Raw genomic sequence first — 18535 nt, forward strand, 5'->3', positions numbered from 1 at the left:
CCATGACGACACTCGGCGCACTCGTGATCCTGTATCACCCGAGCGATGCGCAGCTCGACGCGCTTCGCGCGTGGCGGCACGCGTGCGATGCGCTGCTCGTCGTCGACAACACGCCGCGGCCCGATGCGCGGGCGCGCGCGCTGTGCGACAGGGAAGGCATCGCGCTGCTGCATCACGGCAATCGCGGCGGGATCGCGGGCGCTTACAACGCGGGGCTCGCGGCGCTGTTTCGCGATCGCATCGACGCCGTCGCGCTGTTCGACCAGGATTCGTCGGTGCCGGCCGCCTATTTCCCGGCGATGCGCGACGTCTGTGCGGGGCTCGCGGGGCGCGCGTTCCTGGCCGGCCCGCGCATCTTCGACGAAAACGCGCGCAGCTTCCTGCCCGAACTCGCGACGAACGGCATCGGCCTGCGCCGCCTGCGCATCGAGCCAGGCGCGCCGCTGCAGCGCTGCGCGTTCCTGATCTCGTCGGGCTGCGTCGTGTCGCGCGACGCGTTCGACCTGCTCGGCCGCTTCGACGAGACGCTGTTCATCGATCACGTCGACACCGAATACAGTTTCCGCGCGCTGTCGCGCAACGTGCCGCTCTATGTCGTGCCGTCGCTGGTGCTGCCGCACCGGATCGGCGCGAAGCAGCGGCACGCGATCGGCCCTTTTGAAATGACGTCGATGAATCATTCGTGGCAACGGCGCTACTACAGCGCACGCAATGCGGTGCAGCTCGGGATGCAGTACGGGCTGCGCTTTCCGGTGGCGATCGTGCCGAACCTGCTGACCGTGTGGCAGGTCGTGCAGATCGCGCTCGTCGAGCGCGACAAGCGCGCGAAGCTGGCCGGCATCCTGTTCGGCGTCGCGGACGGCCTGTTCGGCCGGCTCGGCCCGCTCGAACGCACGCGGCCGCGTCTGGCCGCGCGTGCGCAGCGCGTTCGGCAGGGGTGACGATGCGGCGTTCGAGGAAAGCGGCGGGACCGGCGCGCGGCGTGAGGGGCGGCGCGACGATCGCGGCGGCCGCCGCGCTGCTCGCGTTGAGCGGATGCGTGCCGTCGGGGTTCCTGCCTTCGCTGTCGCTGCGTGCGCCGGCCGACGACGCGCTCGCGCATACGGCCGGGCCCGGTGCGAACGGCGCATGGCCGGCACCGGACTGGGTGAAGCAGCTCCAGGATCCGCAGCTCGACGAGCTGGTGGCCGAGGCGTCGCGGAACAGTCCCGATGTGCAGGTCGCACAGGCGCGGTTGCGGATCGCACAGGCACAGCTTCAGCAATTCGATTCGCTGACCGGGTTGACGGGCACGGCCGGCGCCACGATCAGCCGCGCGCGGATGCCGAAGCCGGGCGACATCGCCGACGTGACGGCCGGCGGCTATCGCGTGCCGGTGCAGATCTTCGGCGATCCGAACGTATCGCCGTCGTCGATCTTCGTCGGGCTGAACTACCAGCTCGACCTGTGGGGCAAGAACCGCGCGGCGACCAGGAGCCTGATGTCGCTGCGCGACGCGGCTGGCGTCGAAGCGGAGCAGGTGCGGCTGACGCTCGCCGTCGCGATCGTCACCGTGTACTGCCAGCTCGACCAGGCGTACGCGGTGCGCGACCTGTTGCAGCAGAAGCTCGCGATCAGCCAGCGCGTGACGGCCGTGCTGCGCGAGCGCACCGCGCGCGGCCTCGACAACGCGTACGACGCGAGCGACGCGTCGATCAAGCGCAGCCGCCTGCTCGAACAGATCGCGCTGAACGACGAGCAGATCAAGCTCGCGCAACTGCAGCTCGGCGTGTTGTCGGGTCGCGGCCCGGAGCGCGGGCTCGCGCTGCAGCGGCCGCGCGTCGGCGCGTTCGCGGGCGGCGCCGTGCCCGCCAAGCTGCCGGCCGATCTGCTCGGCCGCCGGCCCGACATCGTCGCCGCGCGGCTGCGCGTCGAAGCCGCGTTCGCGAATGCCGATTCGACGCGCGCGCAGTTCTATCCAGACGTGAACCTCGTCGCGCTCGGCGGCGTGTTCGCGCTGACGCCCGCGTCGCTGTTCTCGCGCGATTCGCTCGCGGGCTCCGTCGGCCCGGCGATCTCGCTGCCGATCTTCGATCGCGGCCGGCTGAAGGCGAAGCTTGGCGCGGACGTCGCGCAGGCCGACGTCGCGATCGGGCTGTACAACAAGACCGTCGACGACGCGCTCGGGCAGGTCGCGCAGCTCGTCACGTCGTTGCAGACGTCGCAGACGCTCGTCGCGCAGCAACAGGACGCGGTCGCGGCCGCGCAGAAGATCGTGCAGATCGCGGCCGACCGCCACCGGCGCGGCGTGCTGATGCAGAAGGACGTCGATGTCGCGGATCTCACGCTGATCGACGAGCGCACGCAGATGATCGCGTTGCTCGGCCGGCAGCGGGCGTTGCGCGTCGGTCTGATCGGCGCGCTCGGCGGCGGGTTCGATGCGGGCGCAACGGTGGCGCAGGCGCCGGCCGTGCATCGGGCGCGCAGCGGGGCGGCCAGGCGCGGGGCGCCGGCTCCGGTGGCGTCTGCCGCGGCGGGCGCACCGTCGAGCGATGCGCGTACGGGGAGCGCGTCCCCGTCGCCGGCCGCTACCGTCGCAAGTGTCGCAAGTGTCGCGGCCGTGCCTGCAACCGCACCCGTGCGGCGTGACGACGCGGCGTTGCGCGGCACGCCGGTTCTGGCGCGCACGGCAGCGACGAACTCGGCGCCGGCCCCGTCGGTTACCCAGCCGATCCCCTTGTTCCAGCACGATCGACTGATCGTTACGCAAAGCGACTGATGCACCACGACAACCTTCATACCGCCGCGCCGCCGGCCGCACCGACCGATCCGGCCCTCGATGCGCGCCGCGCGACGCGCCGCAAGCGCTTCACGGTGTTCTTCGCGATCGTGCTGCTGGCCGCGATCGCGTGGATCGCTTACTGGCTGTTGAGCGACCGCTACTACGAAGACACCGACGACGCATACGTCGCGGGCAGCATCGTGCAGGTTGCCGCGCAGATCCCGGGCGCGGTGACCGACGTGCTGGTGGCCGATACGCAGGCCGTGCGTGCCGGGCAGACGCTCGTGAAGCTCGACGACACCGAAGCGTCCGTCGCGTTCGCGCAGGCGAAGGCGCAGCTCGCGCAGGCCGTGCGGCAGGTTGCGAACGCGAGGATTTCGAACACGATGTACGTCGAGGCCGTGAATGCGCGGCGCGCCGATCTGTCGCTCGCGCAGCGCGCGCTTGCCGCCCGCTCGGGCGCGTCGGTCGAGATCGTTGCGCCCGAGGAACTCGCGCGTGCGCGCGCGGCGGTGGCCGGCGCGCAGGCGAACCTCGCGGCCGCGCAGGCCCAGCTCGACGCGGCGCGCGCGCTCGGCAGCAAGCTGCCCGTCGACGAAAGCCCGGCCGTCGTGCAGGCGGCCGCGCAGTTCAAGCTCGCGTACCGCAACCTGAAGCGCACGACGATCGTCGCGCCCGTCGACGGTACGATCGGGCAGCGCTCGGTACAGGTCGGCCAGCAGGTCGGGCCCGGCGTGCCGCTGATGTCGATTGTGCAACTCAACCGGCTGTGGATCGAGGCGAATTTCAAGGAAGGGCAGATCCGCCACATGCGCGTTGGCCAGCCGGTCGAGGTCGTGTCGGATCTCTACGGCTCGCGGATCACTTATCGCGGCCGCGTGCAGGGCTTCTCGGCCGGTACGGGCAGCGCTTTCTCGATGCTGCCGTCGCAGAACGCGGCCGGCAACTGGATCAAGGTCGTGCAGCGCGTGCCGGTCGTGATCGCGCTCGATGCCCGCGATCTCGCCGCGCATCCGCTGCGCGTCGGGCTGTCGATGCGTGCGACGGTCGACACGCACGACCGCAACGGCCATGCGCTCGACAGCGAGCCGCCGACGCCGGCCGTCAGCACGCGCGTGCACGATGGCGTCGCGAGCGACGCGGAGGCGGCGGCCGCTTCGATCGTCCGCGAGAATCTGGGCGGGTAGCGCCCGTCGCGGAAAGGGGTAGAGCCGGCCGCGAGGGCCGGTCCGACCCCCGCGCGTCTGGTCCGGATCCTGCCCGGCGGTTCCCGTCCGACTTTCGTATTTCCGCCATCGATGTCGGCGTCGATCAAACGCATGTCGCGTTTGAGACATCGGCGCCCCTGCCTCCGGGACTACTCTCGAACAGCACGTCGCGCGTGCGCCGCACGAGCCGGCGCGCCGCGGCGTCATCCAACGAGACATGGAGACAATACGATGAGCAGCAATCGAGGTGTCGTCTATCTTGGACCGGGCCAGGTCGAAGTCCAGAAAATCGATTATCCGAAAATGGTCGACCCGAGCGGCCGCGCGATCGGCCACGGCGTGATCCTGAAAGTCGTCAGCACGAACATCTGCGGCTCCGACCAGCACATGGTGCGCGGCCGCACGACCGCACCGGTCGGCCTCGTGCTCGGTCACGAGATCACCGGCGAAGTGGTCGAGGTGGGCCGCGACGTCGAGACGCTGAAGCTCGGCGATCTCGTGTCGGTGCCGTTCAACGTGGCCTGCGGCCGCTGCGCGATGTGCAAGGACACGCATACGGGCGTGTGCCTGAACGTGAACCCGTCGCGCGCCGGCGGCGCTTACGGCTACGTCGACATGGGCGGCTGGATCGGCGGCCAGGCCGAGTACGTGCTCGTGCCGTACGCCGATTTCAACCTGCTGAAATTCCCGGACCGCGACCAGGCGATGGCGAAGATCCGCGACCTGACCTGCCTGTCCGACATTCTGCCGACCGGTTATCACGGTGCGGTGAGCGCGGGCGTGAAGCCGGGCTCGACGGTCTATATCGCGGGCGCGGGCCCGGTCGGCATGGCCGCTGCGGCGTCGGCCCGCCTGCTCGGCGCGGCCGTCACGATCGTCGGCGACATGAACGCGGAACGGCTCGCGCATGCGCGCGCGATGGGCTTCGAGACGGTCGACCTGTCGAAGGACGCATCGCTCGGCGAGCAGATCGAGCAGATCCTCGGCGTGCCCGAGATCGACTGCGCGGTCGACTGCGTCGGCTTCGAGGCGCACGGCCACGGTTCGTCGGGCCACGCGGAGGAAGCGCCCGCGACGGTGCTGAACTCGCTGATGGAAATCACGCGGCCGGCCGGCGCGATCGGCATCCCGGGCCTGTACGTGACGGACGATCCGGGCGCGAAGGACAAGGCCGCGCAGCACGGCAGCCTGAGCATCCGTTTCGGCCTCGGCTGGGCGAAGTCGCACTCGTTCTTCACGGGCCAGACGCCGGTGCTGAAGTACAACCGCAACCTGATGCAGGCGATCCTGTTCGACCGGCTGCCGATCGCGAAGATCGTCAACGTCGAGGTGATTTCGCTCGACCAGGCGCCGGAAGGCTACAAGAAGTTCGACGGCGGCGCGCCGCGCAAATTCGTCATCGACCCGCACGGGTTGCTGGCGGCCTGATGCGCTAGCGTTCGTTCGCTGCGCATCGAAGGAAACGGGCGGCTCCGGAAACGGGCCGCCCGTTTTTGTTGCGGGCCCGAGGCGATCGAGGGGGGCGGAAGATCGGTTCGGAACGCGAATCGTCCAGCGCGAGCGACGAGGCCCGCGCTCAGTGGCCGCGATAGAGTTTCGCGATCTCGGCGTGGCCGGATGCGGTGTACCGCCGGTGGCGAACAGGCAGGCTCACGCGACGCATCGGATGCGTGCGATGCGCGGCATCGCGGCTGCTTTTCCAGTCCGCCACGCGAACCGTGTCGGCGCGTTTCCGGTCGGGGGCGCGCATCGACGGCGCGGCTTGTGCAACCTGCATCTTGCTTGCCGGCGGAGTGGCGTTCGCATCGCCGCGGGGCGGAATGGCCGCCTGCTGCGCGCCGTCAGTCGAATGAAACGGATAGGCCGGCGCCGGCAACACGGGCAGCACCGGATCGTTCGCCGCAAGCGGATGCGTCTCGGTCGCCGACGCGGACGGTGCGCCGGATCCTTTACAGACGGGATCGGTCTTGCAGGTGCGGTCGACCATCACATAACCGCCGACCAGCAGCACGAGTGTCACGATGCTCAGGATCGGTGCGCTCGACGCGCTCGGCTGCCGGAAGGCCGCGTCGCGCAACGTACGCGCGATGCGCGACGGCCACGTGTGTAAGGATCGCCGCGCATGCATCGCGTGTGCGTGGCGGGGCGTGCGGCGAACCGGATCGAACGGCCAGTCCCATTGGCCGCAGACGGGGCAATGCTCGAGTGCGTGGAGAGCCACGAAACCGCATTCCCTGCAGCGGCAAGCGGTGCACGGTCGCGATTCGACGCGCGCATTCAGCACGGCGCGCCACGCATCGCGCGCGCGAACGTGCCGGTTGGGCAGGACGCGCATCGTCAGCGGCGGGCGGGCGCCGCCGCCGGAGCACATGCTGGCCGTCGCTCGCAGTCGGTGTTCATGCGATTCTCCATAACATCGGACTTGTGGAACCCGTTCGTCCGCGGCTGCCCGACGTTCATTCTTGGCCGGTTGCACGCGAAACGCAAGGGCGATGTCGGTCGTCGCGGGCCGCATGTTTCGCGCTAACCGTCGTGTCGTTGCCGGGCCGCGAGCGTTCCGACGGTCTCCATCGCGCGCTCGACGGCCGGCGTCCACGGCCGGCCGTAGTTGAGCCGCAGGTAGCGGCGGAATCCGCCGGTCGCGGAAAAGATCGGCCCCGGCGCGATGCTGACGCCGCTTTCCATGGCAGCGTCGAACAGGTGCATCGCATCGACGTGCGGCGGCAGTTCGATCCATAGAAAATACCCGCCGCGCGGCGCGAACACTTCGGTGTCCGCCGGAAAATAGGCCCGTACGGCCGAGAGCATCTGCGCCTGGTGCGCGGCGAGATTGCGTCGCAGCTTGCGCAGGAAGCGGTCGTATGCGCCGTCGCGCAGGTAGCTCGAAATCGCCAGTTGCGCAGGGACGTCGGCAGCCGGCGCGCGCGTGATCTGGGCCTGCCGGATCTGCTGCGCGAAGCGTCCCGCCGCGACCCAGCCGATCCGGAACCCGGGCGCGAGGCACTTCGAGAACGACCCGCAATGCAGCACGAGCCCGCTGTCGTCATACAGTTTCGCGGGCCGCGTCGGCGACGGGCCGAAATGCAGCTCGCCATACACGTCGTCCTCGATCAGCGGCACGCCGCGCGACGCGAGCAGGTCGATCAGCGCGCGTTTGCGTTCGTCGGTCAACGTCGCGCCGGTCGGGTTGTGGAACGACGTCATGAACCAGCACGCGCGTACCGGATGCGCGTCGAGCGCCGCGGCAAGCGCATCGAGGTCGAGGCCCGCGCGCGGGTCGACCGGAATCTCGACGGCCTTCAGGTGCAGGCGCTGCACGGTCTGCAGCACCGCGTGGAACGCGGGCCGTTCGATCGCGACGAGGTCGCCGGGGCGCGTCAGCGCCTGCAGGCTGAGCGTCAGCGCTTCGAGCGCGCCGGTCGTGATGACGATTTCGTCCATCGGCAATGCGGCGCCCGCGTTCAAGTAACGCAGGGCAATCTGTCGTCGCAATGCATCGTTGCCGGGCGGCAATCCCGACAGCAGTTTCGTGAGGTCCATGTTGCGGGCCGCGGACGCGACGTGACGCCACAGGCTGCTCATCGGGAACAGCGAATAGCTGGCGAACGCCGAGCCGAGCGGCACGACGTCCTCGCGTCGGAGGGAGTCGAGCAGGCGGAACAGCACGTCTTTTTCGCCGGTTGGCGCGGTGCCCGGCTTGCGCGGCGGATCGTGGCCGAACCGCACGTGCTTGTCGTCGAGGTCCGCCACGAAATAGCCGGACCGTGCCCGCGCGACGATCAGACCCTCGCTTTCGAGCGCGTAGTACGCGCGAAACACGGTGGATGGACTGACCCGATGCGCGCGGCATGCCGCGCGCACGGTGGGGATACGCTCGCCGGCTGCCAGGTCGCCGCGCCGGATCGCGTCGGCGATCGTCTGTGCCAGCGCCGCATATCGCTTCATGCCTGCCCCCCGGCCGCTCGAAGCCTCGCTGAAAAACAGAGTAGGGCACGGCACCCGTCGCGTGCAAGCGCGCCCCCAATCGCTGATCCGCATGTTTTTTGAGTGCTCTGATGCTGTTCTTTCGTCTGATAAACGGGCATTCTCCAGCACGTTCCATTCCCGATGACCGACCGAGACGGAATCCACGCCGTACGGCCGTGGCTCCATGACCCAGTGGCGTGCGCGGGTTCTCGTCCGCGGCATCCTGACCCTACTCGGAAGCATCCAGCGTGAAATTGAAAACTCTCGTCGCCGGTCTCGTGGCCGGCCTCGCCCTCAACCTGTTCAGCGGCGCCGCAGCCGCAACCTGTACCAGCAATCCCGCCGCCCAGCCGAACGCGACGTTTCCCGCCGCGTTGACCGGCAAGCTTGTCTATCACAGCTATGTCAAGTACGGAGACGGCACGAGCCAGCTGTTCCTCTACGATTTTTCGGCGCATACGCTGACGCAGTTGAGCAAGAGCACGTGGGGCATCACCGATCCGATGAACGGCGTGTTCAGCCCCGACGGCAAGTGGCTCGCGTTCATGGGCATCAGCAACGGCGCATGGAACGTCTTCATGCTGCAGCTCGGCGCCGGCACGCCGCCCGTCAACATGACGAACAGCACGGGCGCCACGCGCAACGAAGACCCGAAGTTCAGCGCGGACGGCAAGACGCTCGTGTTCAAGCAGAACGGCGACATCAAGCAGGCGACGCTGTCGTATACGAGCGCGGGCCCGGCGTTCACGTCGGTGGTGAGCCTGACGAACGCGCTGGCCGGCGCCGAGTATTCGATGCCGTTCCTCGCGCCGGACGCGAGCGCCGTGTACTACGCGACCGGCACCGGCTCGAGCATGGGGCTGATGAAGCGCACGATCGCGACCGGCGCGACCGCCGTGTTCGATCATCCGGCCGGGCTGCAGACGTACTACCCGATCGTGCGTGCGGACGGCATGGTGTACTACGCGCGCTGGAAGGACAGCGGCGGGGCCGACCAGATCTATGCGAAGACGGCCGACCCGGCGTCGGTGCCGAATGCGCTGGCGCTCAACGACTGCATGAGCAACAACTCGGATCCGGCGCCGGCGAGCGGCACGAACTACCTGTTCTTCTCGTCGACGACCGCGGGCGGCTATCAGCTTTATGTGGGCGACGTGACGACCGGCCAGCGCTGGAGCCTGTCGCAGTTCGGCGTGAATGCCGACACGACGAAGGCGAAGCTCGGGTCGAGCTATTACGGCGGGCCGTCCACCGCCCAGATGACGCTGCTGTCGCAGGGCCGTCCGGCCGCGGCGTCGGCGAGCTACAACGCGTCGTTCACGGCGGACAAGGCGTTCGACGGCAACGCGACGGGCACGCGCTGGGATTCGCCGGAAGGCGCGGGCGTCGATCCGCAATGGATCTCGGTCGATCTCGGCGCGACGAAGCACATCGATCACGTCGACCTGTACTGGGATGCGGGCGCGCTTGTCTATCAGATCCAGACATCGAACGACAACGTCAACTGGACGACGCTCTATTCGACGAGCAACGGCGGTTCATATAACCACGTCACGCTGCCGAATCTCAACGGAAGCGGTCGTTACGTGCGGATGCTCGGCACGAAGCGCGCGACGCAGTGGGGCTATTCGCTCTACGAAATGCAGGTGTGGGGATCGTAAGCGCGGGAAGAAATCAGTCTGGCAAACCGGATGCCGTTCAGTTGATGAAACTGAACGGCATTTTTGTTTTTTGAGATCGTGACCTGCGGTGAAGACCCGCGCAGGATTCGCGTAAAAACGCCGCCCGACACTTTGCGATCCTGCGTCGCATCTGCCGGAACCTGTTCGAAGCGGATACGACGACCAGGTCCGGCATCAAGAACCGACGGCCCGAAGCGGGTGCGGGCGACGGTTACCGTGCTCCGTTTATAACGTTTCACGTAATGGCTCGGGAGTGCAGCCGGAAATTTCAAATATCGTACTTGTACTATTTATTTTCAAGAAAATATAGTTCGAGTTCCATAGATCGCAGATAGAGCGATCCCTAAAATTGCATACAAGAAATCGATATCGCTGTGCGACGTCTTCCGGAAAGCGGGACGACGATGGGGGATGGGGTTTGACGCAAGCTGTACGAATGTAATCAGGGCGTTTCCGTGCTCGCCACCAACGAGAACGGATGATCGTTCGCTCAACGCTTTCTCGGGGCCTGTCGAGCATCATCAGCAAGTTCGACGGCATCGGCCACATCGTCACGACGATTCACTGGAGTGATGGGTCGACAATTATTTGTCGACGGTAATCACACGCGTGTTCGATGACGAGATCGAGCCGCGCGGCGCTCGGCACGTTCGACATCCGCGAGTTGTACGTTCGCGGCGGGGCCCTGTCAGACGGGTAGGGATTCCATTCACTCATTTTCAGCCGGTGGAGGAAACGAAGGAATTGTAAATCTTCATGAAGTTAGTTGTACATATGATTGAGCGACGCGTATCCGATCGGAACGAGGCCGCTCAAGATTCTCATTTAACGATTGAGTGAACCAGAAATGAAAAAGATTGCAATGATGATGTCGGCAGCGGGGTTGGCATTCGCGGCGATGAACGCGGCTCACGCGGCGGACGGCACGATCAACTTCACGGGCGAGATCGTGGCCGCATCGTGCGGCATCACGGGTGGCAACGGCACGTCGGTGACCGGCGGCAAGGGCGAGCAGTCGATCGACGTCAAGCTGGGCAAGGTCAGCACCGACGCGCTGGGCGGCACGGCCGGCGGCGGCATCGCGGCCGGCACCGCGATCAACCTCGTCCTCGATTGCGGCTCGACCGCGAAGGGCCTGACCACGGTGAAGGTGCGTTTCGACCCGGCCAGCGGTTCGGGCGTCGACAGCACCAACAACAAGCTGCTGAAGACCACCGGCACGGCCGCGGGCGTCGGCATCGGTATTTACAACACCGCCGGCACGCTGCTGAACCTGAACGCCAACGAGACGTTCGACGCACCGCTGGTGAAGGGCGGGACGGATGCGGCGCCGACTTACACGGCGAACCTGGCGATGCGCGCCGGCTACGTGAAGAACGGCGTCGACATCGTGGCCGGCACCGCAAACGGCACGCTGCCGTTCACGCTGACCTACGAGTAATCCACCTCCGGGCGGGGAGGCGCTGCTTTCCCGCCCGATCAACGACTTTCTGTTCGACATGAAACGATTCCACTTTGCAGGACTGGCGCTGGCCGGCTCCCTGCTGTTGTCTTCGGCGGCTTCGCTCGCCGGCGTGACGCTCGACGGAACCCGCGTCGTGCTGGCCGCGCCGAGCAAGGAGGCGTCGATTCTGGTTCGCAACCGCGCGTCGGCCGACGTCATGATCCAGTCGTGGATGGACACGAGCGACGGCAAAGGGGACGTGCCTTTCGCGATCACGCCGGCATTGAACCGCCTCGGCGGCGAAAAGCAGCAGACGCTGCGCGTCCTTTACTACGGTCAGGGCCTGCCCGGCGATCGCGAGTCGGTGTTCTGGCTCAACGTGCAGGAGATTCCGCAGAAAGCGAGGGACGACAACACTTTGCAGATTGCGGTGCGTCAGCGCATCAAGTTCTTCTACCGGCCCGCCGGACTGCCCGGCAAGGTCGAGGAAGCGCCCGCGCAACTGCGCTGGAAGGTGGTTCAACGCGACGGCCAGACACAACTCGAAGTCAACAATCCGTCGCCCTTCTTCGTGTCGCTGGCATCGGTCAAGGTGCAGAGCGGCGGTCGTGACTATGACGCGCAAGCCGAGATGGTGCCGCCTTCCGCCACGCGTCATTTCGCCGTCAAGGGCCTGCCGGCCTCCGCCGCGGAAACCGGCGTCAAGGTCCACTTCGAATCGATCAACGACTACGGTGCCGTCGAAGCCCATGACGGCACTGCCGGCTGACATCGCCGGTTCCGCAGGTCGTATTGCTCCTCAACTTCGTCATCCCCGGGCCCTTGCCGTGGGGAGTGGACCGTTCGCGCCTGCGATGCCACTCGGGAGGTGAATCAACATAGAGAAAGGGTATGGAGAACGTCAGGAAGGAAGTCGATGTCAGGACCGCCGCGCAAATCGGCGCGCCGTGCCTTGCATTGATCGGTTTGGTACTGCCTGCGACCGGCCACGCGGTCGAGTTCAACGAGTCCTTTCTGCGCAAGGGCGAAGGGCCGGTCGAGCTGAGCTACTTCGAGAAGGGCAGCGCGGTGTCGCCCGGCCGCTACGACGTCGACATCTACCTGAATCACACGCTGGCCAAGCGCCAGGACGTCGCGTTCCGCGCGGACGCCGACGGCACCGTCAAGCCGATGGTGACGCTCGGGTTGTTGCGCACGGCCGGCGTCAACATCGCGAGGCTGGAAAAGGACGGGCGTATCGCTGCAGGCGCGGACGACGAGACGATCGTCGACTTGCCCGCCGTGGCGGATGGCGCTTCGGTGGAGTTCGAGTCCAATACGCTCTCGCTGAACATCAGCTTTCCGCAGCTCTACGTGTCGCGCACGTCGCGCGGCTACGTCGACCAGTCGCTGTGGGACGACGGCATCCCCGCGCTGTACACCGACTACCAGGCCAACTACAGCCGCAACGATGGCAGCGGCTACGGCAACGAGTCTTACTTCGTCGGTTTGCGCAGCGGCTTCAATGCCGGCGGCTGGCGCTTCCGCAACGAATCGACGCTTACCGGCACCAAGGGCGCGAAGAGCAGCTTCACCAGCAACCGTACCTACGTCGAGCGCGACATCCGGCGTCTGCGCAGCAAGGTGGCGGCCGGCGAACTGTATACGTCGGGCGACATCTTCGACAGCGTGCGCTTCGTCGGTGCGCAGGCCGGCACCGATCTCGGCATGTTGCCGGACAGCGAAGTCGGCTTTGCGCCGATCGTGCGCGGGATCGCCGAGAGCAACGCGGTCGTGGAGGTGCGGCAGAACGGCTACGTGATCTATTCGACGCCCGTGCCGCCTGGCGCGTTCGAAATCACAGATATCTATCCGAGCGGTTCGAACGGCGACCTCGAGATCCGGATTACCGAAGCCGACGGCCGCGTGCGCCGGTTCACCCAGCCGTACTCGTACCTGCCGGTGATGGTTCGGCGCGGCAGCCTGCGGTACGCGTTTTCCGCCGGTCAGTATCGCGTCCAGGGCCAGTCGAGCCCGAAGTTCACGCAGGGCACGCTGGTGTACGGCATGTCCGACAACTTCACCGGTTATGGCGGCATCATCGCCGCGGAAAACTATGTGGCGGCCGCTCTCGGTATCGGCGTGAATACGCGCATCGGCGGCATGTCGCTGGATGTCACGACGAGCCGGTCGCGCACGTCGTCGGGCACCCGGCAAGGGCAGAGCTTGCGGTTCCTGTATTCGAAGACGCTCCATTCGACCAACACGACGTTCACGATGGTCGGCTACCGCTATTCGACGGATGGCTACCGCACGCTGAGCCAGCACGTCGAAGACACGGATCGCACCTACGGGCCGCGCATCGCGCGTCAGAAAAGCCGGCTGGACGTGAACGTCAACCAGCCGCTCGGCAGTGGCTCGATGTTCGCCGGCATCGGCGACACGACCTACTGGAACGGTGAAGGACACAGTCGGCGCCTGCAGGTCGGCTACAGCAACAGCTACAAGAACGTCAGCTACAGCGTGTCGGCGTCGCACATCCAGGAGTCGGGGCCGTTCGGGCGCCCGGACACGCAGTTCAACGTGTCGGTGAGCATTCCGCTGGGCAAGGCGTCGAGTTCGCATCGCCTGTACGCGAACGCGGTGTCGTCGACGCGCGGCGAATTCAACGTGCAGACCGGCGCGTCGGGTTACCTGAACGACAGCAACACCATCAACTACGGCGTGCAGACCGGCTACAGCCGCAGCGGCGGCGGCTCGGGCGGCGTGAGCGCGGGCTGGGATACGCGGAACGCGAAGCTGACCGGCAACTTCACGCAGGATCGTTCGGGCCGCCATTTCGACGCGGGCGTATCGGGCTCCGTCGTCGTGCATGGCGGCGGCATCACGCTCGGCCAGCCGCTCGGCGAGACGTTCGCGGTGGTGGAGGTGCCGAAGGTGCGCGACGTGACGTTCGGCGGAGCGTCGACGATCCGCACCGACCGGCGCGGCTACGCGGTCGTGCCGTATCTGCAACCGTATCGCCAGAACTGGCTGAACATCGATCCGTCGAGCATCGGCACGCAGACCGAGATCACCGACAACGCGAAGTCGGTGGTCCCGACTCGCGGGGCCATCGTGAGGACCCGCTTCGAAGCGGAATCGGGGCGCCGGGTGCAGTTCGAGCTGGGTCAGGACGGAGGCGGCAAGGTGCCGTTCGGCGCGCAAGCCTACGACGCGAAGGGCAAGCTGCTGGGCATGGTGGACAACCAGTCGCGGTTGCTGGTGTTCGGCATCGAGGACAAGGGCAGCATCGACGTGCTGTGGGGCGACAACAGCTGCAAGCTGTCCTATCAATTGCCGATGCAGAACAAGGAACTGGCCTACGAGCGGCAGGCGGCGATGTGCATGCGTGCCGGTACGGTTGTTGGCGCAAGGTGATCGGCCTCCGGAAAGCCTCTGCTTTGTCGTTCACCCAGGGCAGCGATGGCGAAGGGTCTTGTCACCTTCGTTGTAGCGATTCAAGATCGAATGGAAATGTGGATGATTATCCGAAATAAGGTATTTATTGCACTTTGCTTGGCGCTTGCGCCGGTGTGCGCTTCGGCGGCTTGCCAAGCGGATACGACGGATGGAAAGGATTACTATGTTGTGTCGGTAAGTGGATTTAATCCCCCTCCCTTTGACCCCACCCAGACTTACGTCGGCGGGGTGATCTATACGGCAGAGGCGACGGGGATGCAGTTCACGAACGTTAAAGGTTTCCTCCCTTTTACGAGCTGCTCTTCCGCGACAAGGGAGGTTTACACCGGCATCGGCGTTCAGGGAAACAACAACGTCTACCCGACGGACATCCCGAACATCGGGATACGGGTACGGTCCCCAATGGGGCAGCCGTACCCCTTTATTACTAATGGTAATGGATGGACCAATAAGACCTGGGAGTTAATTTTCGCCCCGAAGATATTCGAGTTGGTGAAGACAGGAGACATCACCGCGGGCGGCATATTGACCGGCGCCTACGCCCGCTACACTGCGGACAGCGCCGCCGGCCAGACACTTGTCGAATTCCGATTCGCTTCGCCACTCATCATCAAGCCCAGGGTTCCATCCTGCACCGTCCAGAGTCCCTCCAACATTCCTGTATCCATGGGGCGCGTGATGGCGACGAGTGCCTTCTCGGGCGTCGGATCGACGGCTCCTCCCCAATCGTTCTCGATCAAGCTGCAGTGCTCGGGGGGCGCCGCGGGAACCAGGACCCGGGCTTTCGTCACGTTGACGGACGCAACGAATGCTGCAAACACTTCGAAGACCCTCTCGCTGTCGAAGAGTGCGAAGGCGGCCACCGGGGTGGGCATCCAGATCCTCAAGGATGATGTCGTGCTGGGATACGGGCCGGATTCCAGTGCCGTCGGCAATACCAACCAATGGTATGCAGGTACCGTCAAGCAGGGTCAGGACGGCATGTCCATTGACCTAAAGGCGCGCTACGTACAGATCAGCCCGCGTATTACACCAGGGAGCGCGAATGCCGCCGCGACCTTCACCCTGAGCTATCAATGACCGATCCAGACCGAGAGCGCCGCTCATGCCGAAGGGACCCTCGATTGTGTTGGGTTGCCGTTTGTGAAAGAGCGGGCATGGGCGATGACCTGGACGTCCAGTGGCACCAATAGCGAGTTCCACCGATTTCAGGGCAAGGCTCGCTACGTCGCCAGCGGTGGCGAAATCAAGGCAAGGAAGGCGGACGCGACGCCGACACATGTGCTTCAGTACAACTGATTTTGATAGACGAAGCGGTGAACGACAGCGACTCGCCCGCGATACCTGATTCAAACATTCCTCACGCCGACGAACCAAGGTGCCAAACGATATCGCCCTTGAGGCGCCATGCCGTCACTGTCCAACCGTTGCGTGACGCATTTGGCACGTTTCAACATCACGGATTTTGTCGAAATGAATGGCATTTTTGATAAAAAGCTTCGCTGGCTTCGAGCGGCAATGGTTGTCGGCTCGTTGATCTGGTCGGGGACCGCATTGGGCTATTGTTTAAACGACGGCAATTGGGCCGGGGGCACCTACAACGTGACGTTTCCCGCAACGATGAACGTCGCGGCGGCGCCTGTTGGCGACGTGCTGGCGCGCGCCGAGGTTACGTTTGCGGCGGCGGGGACCGGAATCAGCACCGCGTGTTGGGACACCAAGGCTACATTGTCGATGACGGTACCGGATGGTCAACTGGTTTCCGGATACAAAGGCGTATACAAAACCAGCGTGGACGGCATTGGCGTGAGATTTGTATTTGTCGACTTCGGTAACGCGGCAGGAGATATTCCGCCGATGACCTATCCCAGTGGATCCACGATTCTGGGAGGCGGTGCGCCCGTTTTGTATCCGCCGCACAAGGTGAGAGCGGAACTGGTCAGAACGGCGAAGAATGTGGGGCCGGGCGGCACCGTATCGCTCGCGTTCAATGCGGTCTTCGATGCCGCCAAGGATCCGTCCGGCAAGATCCTCCGTCGCCTTATCAATGGGAGGGGCACGACACAGGTGACGAACAACATCTATTTCGGCGGCTGCCAGACCACGACGCCCGTCACCAATGTGCGGATGGACAAGGAGCCGATCGAACGGATCAAGGGCGGCCGGGCAGCGGAACATCCGTTCTCGCTTGAAGTCGCGTGCGGGACCAACAAGCCGAGCAATCCGCTGCCGGTGAAGGTGTACTTCGAAGGCGACAAGGAGGCTGCGGGCCTGTTGCGTCTGACTGGACGCGGCACGCCGGGTGTCGCCGCCGGTGTCGGCATTGCGTTGACGAGCGACAAGGGCGTGAAGCTGCCATTCACCCAGGCCGACGCGCTGACGATGGACTGGAACCGCTCGAGCCCGGACGGCGAGGTCTACCGCTTTTCGGGCAAGGCGAAGTATGCGCCCACGACAGGCACGATCACCGCAGGCAGCGGCAATGCCACGCTGAACTTCGTGATCCAGTACAACTGAGCGAGAGCGACAGGCCGGCCGGATGTACCGGCAAGGTAATCGGCATCGCAAGCCGCGGCGGCAGCGCGCGCTCGATGTCGTCCGAAAAATCCGGTTCAACCGCCTGATTGCACACCCGGCTCGGCTCCGGCTTCAGGCATGGAGCGAATGGACCGGAAAACTCGACCCGCCGCTCGCGGCACCCTGCGACAGCGGCGCGACCTGCTTGCGGCGCTCGCGCGTCGGCGCGACGCCGAACGCGTCGCGATAGCTCTTGCTGAAGTGGCACGCCGACTGGAAGCCGCACGCCATCGTGATGTGCATGATCGACATGTCGGTCTGCAGCAGCAACTCGCGCGCGCGGCGCAACCGCAGCGTCAGGTAGTAATGCGTGGGCGTCATGCCGAGGTGCTCGCGGAACAGGCGCTGAAGTTGCCGCTGCGACATGTTCGCGAGCCGCGCGAGTTCCTCGCGCGACAGCGGCTCCTCGATGTTGTTCTCCATCAGCGAGATCACTTCGAACAGCGACTTGTTCGCCGAGCCAAGCCGCGCGACGAGCGGCATGCGTTGTTGCGCGCTCGTGTCGCGCACGTGTTCGACGATGAATTGCTCGGCGATCTGCGTGACGCGCGCGGTGCCCACGCGCGCGGCGATCAGGTTCAGCATCATGTCGAGCGGCGCGACGCCGCCCGTGCACGTGATGCGGTCGCGATCGATCACGAACAGTTCCTTCAGGAAGCGCGTGTCCGGAAACTCTTCCTTCAGCGCCGACATGTTCTCCCAGTGGATCGCGCACGCGTAGCCCGCGAGCAGTCCCGACTTCGCGAGTGCATAGGTGCCCGTGCACAGGCTGCCGAGCGGGATGCCCGAGCGCGCGAAACGGCGCAGCGTCGACAGATGGGCCGGCGTCGTCGCGCGCTGCACGTCGACGCCGCCGCACACGAACACGATGTCGGGCTGCCCCGCGCATTCGGCCGGGCCCGTGTCGACCGTCAGGCCGTTGCTCGCCGTGACCGGGCCGCCGTCCGGGCTGATCACCGACCAGCGGTAGAGCGGCTGGCCGCTCAGGTAGTTCGCCATCCGAAGCACCTCGATCGCAGTGGTGAACGCGATCATCGTGAAATTCGGTAACGGCATGAACGCGAAGTGGGACAGCGACGCTGTGCGGTCGGGCGACATGGGGAGCGTTCCTAGAATCTCTAATAGCTTTATGCCCGAAGGGCACGCATCGGGCTGCGGTATTGTGTGAGCGAGCGCAACAAGCGTGCCATACGGCTAAACCCTAGCTCCATACGTTGCCTGGGCGTCAGGCCCATGCTGCACTGCACCGTAACCGTGACATGCCGCACCCCGACCGGGCGGCAAACGCACTGCCGGTGTGCGTATCCATAGGTGAACGGCCGATACCGTTTGGGTTGGTCATCCCGAAAAGCACGACCGGTCACTTGTACAAAACGGACGCGCATGGCGGAAAAGGCAAAGAACGCGTCTAAATTCATCAATCCGCCGAAAATCCGAACGACAAGAATAGAGCCGT

At 65.6% G+C, this 18535-nt stretch carries 15 protein-coding genes; 11 read left to right on the forward strand and 4 right to left on the reverse strand.

The window, feature by feature from the left end; genetic code table 11:
* The first annotated feature begins 2 nt into the window (after nt 1-2).
* From HWX00_RS15165 to fdhA, 4 genes are all read left to right on the forward strand, one after another.
* Nucleotides 3-941, forward strand: a complete 939-nt coding sequence (locus tag HWX00_RS15165; protein WP_059556911.1) for a glycosyltransferase family 2 protein — start codon at nt 3-5, stop codon at nt 939-941.
* 2 nt (nt 942-943) lie between these two features.
* Nucleotides 944-2758 (forward strand): efflux transporter outer membrane subunit, encoded by a 1815-nt coding sequence (locus HWX00_RS15170; protein ID WP_175026755.1) that lies wholly within the window; start codon nt 944-946, stop codon nt 2756-2758.
* Nucleotides 2758-3948, forward strand: coding sequence for an HlyD/EmrA/EmrK family protein (locus tag HWX00_RS15175; RefSeq protein ID WP_049029605.1), 1191 nt, complete (start codon nt 2758-2760; stop codon nt 3946-3948). Before HWX00_RS15170 ends, HWX00_RS15175 begins: the two co-directional genes overlap by 1 nt.
* 252 nt (nt 3949-4200) lie before the next feature.
* Nucleotides 4201-5397 (forward strand): formaldehyde dehydrogenase, glutathione-independent, encoded by a 1197-nt coding sequence (gene fdhA / locus HWX00_RS15180; RefSeq protein ID WP_006488979.1) that lies wholly within the window; start codon nt 4201-4203, stop codon nt 5395-5397.
* 148 nt (nt 5398-5545) lie between these two features.
* On the opposite strand, the gene HWX00_RS15185 is transcribed toward fdhA, so the two are convergent.
* Both HWX00_RS15185 and HWX00_RS15190 read right to left on the reverse strand, forming a co-directional pair.
* On the reverse strand, nt 5546-6304 hold the full coding sequence (locus HWX00_RS15185) for a hypothetical protein (RefSeq protein WP_124607593.1): 759 nt from the start codon (nt 6302-6304) through the stop codon (nt 5546-5548).
* A 188-nt stretch (nt 6305-6492) separates the two neighbouring features.
* Entirely contained in the window at nt 6493-7914 is a 1422-nt protein-coding gene (locus HWX00_RS15190) for an aminotransferase-like domain-containing protein (protein ID WP_124607768.1), read from the reverse strand.
* 269 nt (nt 7915-8183) lie between these two features.
* On the opposite strand from HWX00_RS15190, the gene HWX00_RS15195 reads away from it, so the two are divergent.
* Nucleotides 8184-9596, forward strand: a complete 1413-nt coding sequence (locus HWX00_RS15195; RefSeq protein WP_175026756.1) for a discoidin domain-containing protein — start codon at nt 8184-8186, stop codon at nt 9594-9596.
* Here the strand turns inward: HWX00_RS15195 and HWX00_RS15200 are convergent.
* Nucleotides 9569-9856 (reverse strand): hypothetical protein, encoded by a 288-nt coding sequence (locus HWX00_RS15200; protein ID WP_124607595.1) that lies wholly within the window; start codon nt 9854-9856, stop codon nt 9569-9571. The genes HWX00_RS15195 and HWX00_RS15200 overlap by 28 nt on opposite strands.
* Before the next feature lie 608 nt (nt 9857-10464).
* Here HWX00_RS15200 and HWX00_RS15205 point away from each other — a divergent pair.
* The 6 genes from HWX00_RS15205 to HWX00_RS15225 all read left to right on the forward strand — a co-directional run bounded on the left by HWX00_RS15205 (nt 10465) and on the right by HWX00_RS15225 (nt 17019).
* A complete protein-coding gene (locus tag HWX00_RS15205; protein ID WP_034186082.1) occupies nt 10465-11058 on the forward strand; it encodes a fimbrial protein in 594 nt (197 codons plus the stop codon).
* A gap of 58 nt (nt 11059-11116) precedes the next feature.
* Nucleotides 11117-11830, forward strand: a complete 714-nt coding sequence (locus tag HWX00_RS15210) for a fimbrial biogenesis chaperone (protein WP_034186083.1) — start codon at nt 11117-11119, stop codon at nt 11828-11830.
* A gap of 122 nt (nt 11831-11952) precedes the next feature.
* A complete protein-coding gene (locus HWX00_RS15215) occupies nt 11953-14460 on the forward strand; it encodes a fimbria/pilus outer membrane usher protein (RefSeq protein ID WP_175026757.1) in 2508 nt (835 codons plus the stop codon).
* A gap of 45 nt (nt 14461-14505) precedes the next feature.
* A complete protein-coding gene (locus HWX00_RS15220; RefSeq protein WP_226194120.1) occupies nt 14506-15582 on the forward strand; it encodes a fimbrial protein in 1077 nt (358 codons plus the stop codon).
* 84 nt (nt 15583-15666) lie between these two features.
* Entirely contained in the window at nt 15667-15801 is a 135-nt protein-coding gene (locus tag HWX00_RS37160) for a hypothetical protein (protein WP_264166377.1), read from the forward strand.
* A 108-nt stretch (nt 15802-15909) separates the two neighbouring features.
* Entirely contained in the window at nt 15910-17019 is a 1110-nt protein-coding gene (locus HWX00_RS15225; RefSeq protein WP_175026758.1) for a fimbrial protein, read from the forward strand.
* A gap of 132 nt (nt 17020-17151) precedes the next feature.
* On the opposite strand, the gene HWX00_RS15230 is transcribed toward HWX00_RS15225, so the two are convergent.
* Entirely contained in the window at nt 17152-18177 is a 1026-nt protein-coding gene (locus HWX00_RS15230; protein WP_175026759.1) for a GlxA family transcriptional regulator, read from the reverse strand.
* Between the last annotated feature and the right edge of the window lie 358 nt (nt 18178-18535).

Source organism: Burkholderia seminalis DSM 23518 (assembly GCF_902832885.1).
GTDB classification, from domain to species: domain Bacteria; phylum Pseudomonadota; class Gammaproteobacteria; order Burkholderiales; family Burkholderiaceae; genus Burkholderia; species Burkholderia seminalis.

What these genes read in the sequence shown, in the direction of transcription:
- HWX00_RS15165 (WP_059556911.1), top strand. Translation starts at nt 3, where the DNA reads ATGACGACACTCGGCGCACTCGTGATCCTGTATCACCCGAGCGATGCG.
- HWX00_RS15170 (WP_175026755.1), top strand. Translation starts at nt 944, where the DNA reads ATGCGGCGTTCGAGGAAAGCGGCGGGACCGGCGCGCGGCGTGAGGGGC.
- HWX00_RS15175 (WP_049029605.1), top strand. Translation starts at nt 2,758, where the DNA reads ATGCACCACGACAACCTTCATACCGCCGCGCCGCCGGCCGCACCGACC.
- fdhA (WP_006488979.1), top strand. Translation starts at nt 4,201, where the DNA reads ATGAGCAGCAATCGAGGTGTCGTCTATCTTGGACCGGGCCAGGTCGAA.
- HWX00_RS15185 (WP_124607593.1), bottom strand. Translation starts at nt 6,304, where the DNA reads ATGCGCGTCCTGCCCAACCGGCACGTTCGCGCGCGCGATGCGTGGCGC.
- HWX00_RS15190 (WP_124607768.1), bottom strand. Translation starts at nt 7,914, where the DNA reads ATGAAGCGATATGCGGCGCTGGCACAGACGATCGCCGACGCGATCCGG.
- HWX00_RS15205 (WP_034186082.1), top strand. Translation starts at nt 10,465, where the DNA reads ATGAAAAAGATTGCAATGATGATGTCGGCAGCGGGGTTGGCATTCGCG.
- HWX00_RS15210 (WP_034186083.1), top strand. Translation starts at nt 11,117, where the DNA reads ATGAAACGATTCCACTTTGCAGGACTGGCGCTGGCCGGCTCCCTGCTG.
- HWX00_RS15215 (WP_175026757.1), top strand. Translation starts at nt 11,953, where the DNA reads ATGGAGAACGTCAGGAAGGAAGTCGATGTCAGGACCGCCGCGCAAATC.
- HWX00_RS15220 (WP_226194120.1), top strand. Translation starts at nt 14,506, where the DNA reads ATGGCGAAGGGTCTTGTCACCTTCGTTGTAGCGATTCAAGATCGAATG.
- HWX00_RS37160 (WP_264166377.1), top strand. Translation starts at nt 15,667, where the DNA reads ATGACCTGGACGTCCAGTGGCACCAATAGCGAGTTCCACCGATTTCAG.
- HWX00_RS15225 (WP_175026758.1), top strand. Translation starts at nt 15,910, where the DNA reads ATGCCGTCACTGTCCAACCGTTGCGTGACGCATTTGGCACGTTTCAAC.
- HWX00_RS15230 (WP_175026759.1), bottom strand. Translation starts at nt 18,177, where the DNA reads ATGTCGCCCGACCGCACAGCGTCGCTGTCCCACTTCGCGTTCATGCCG.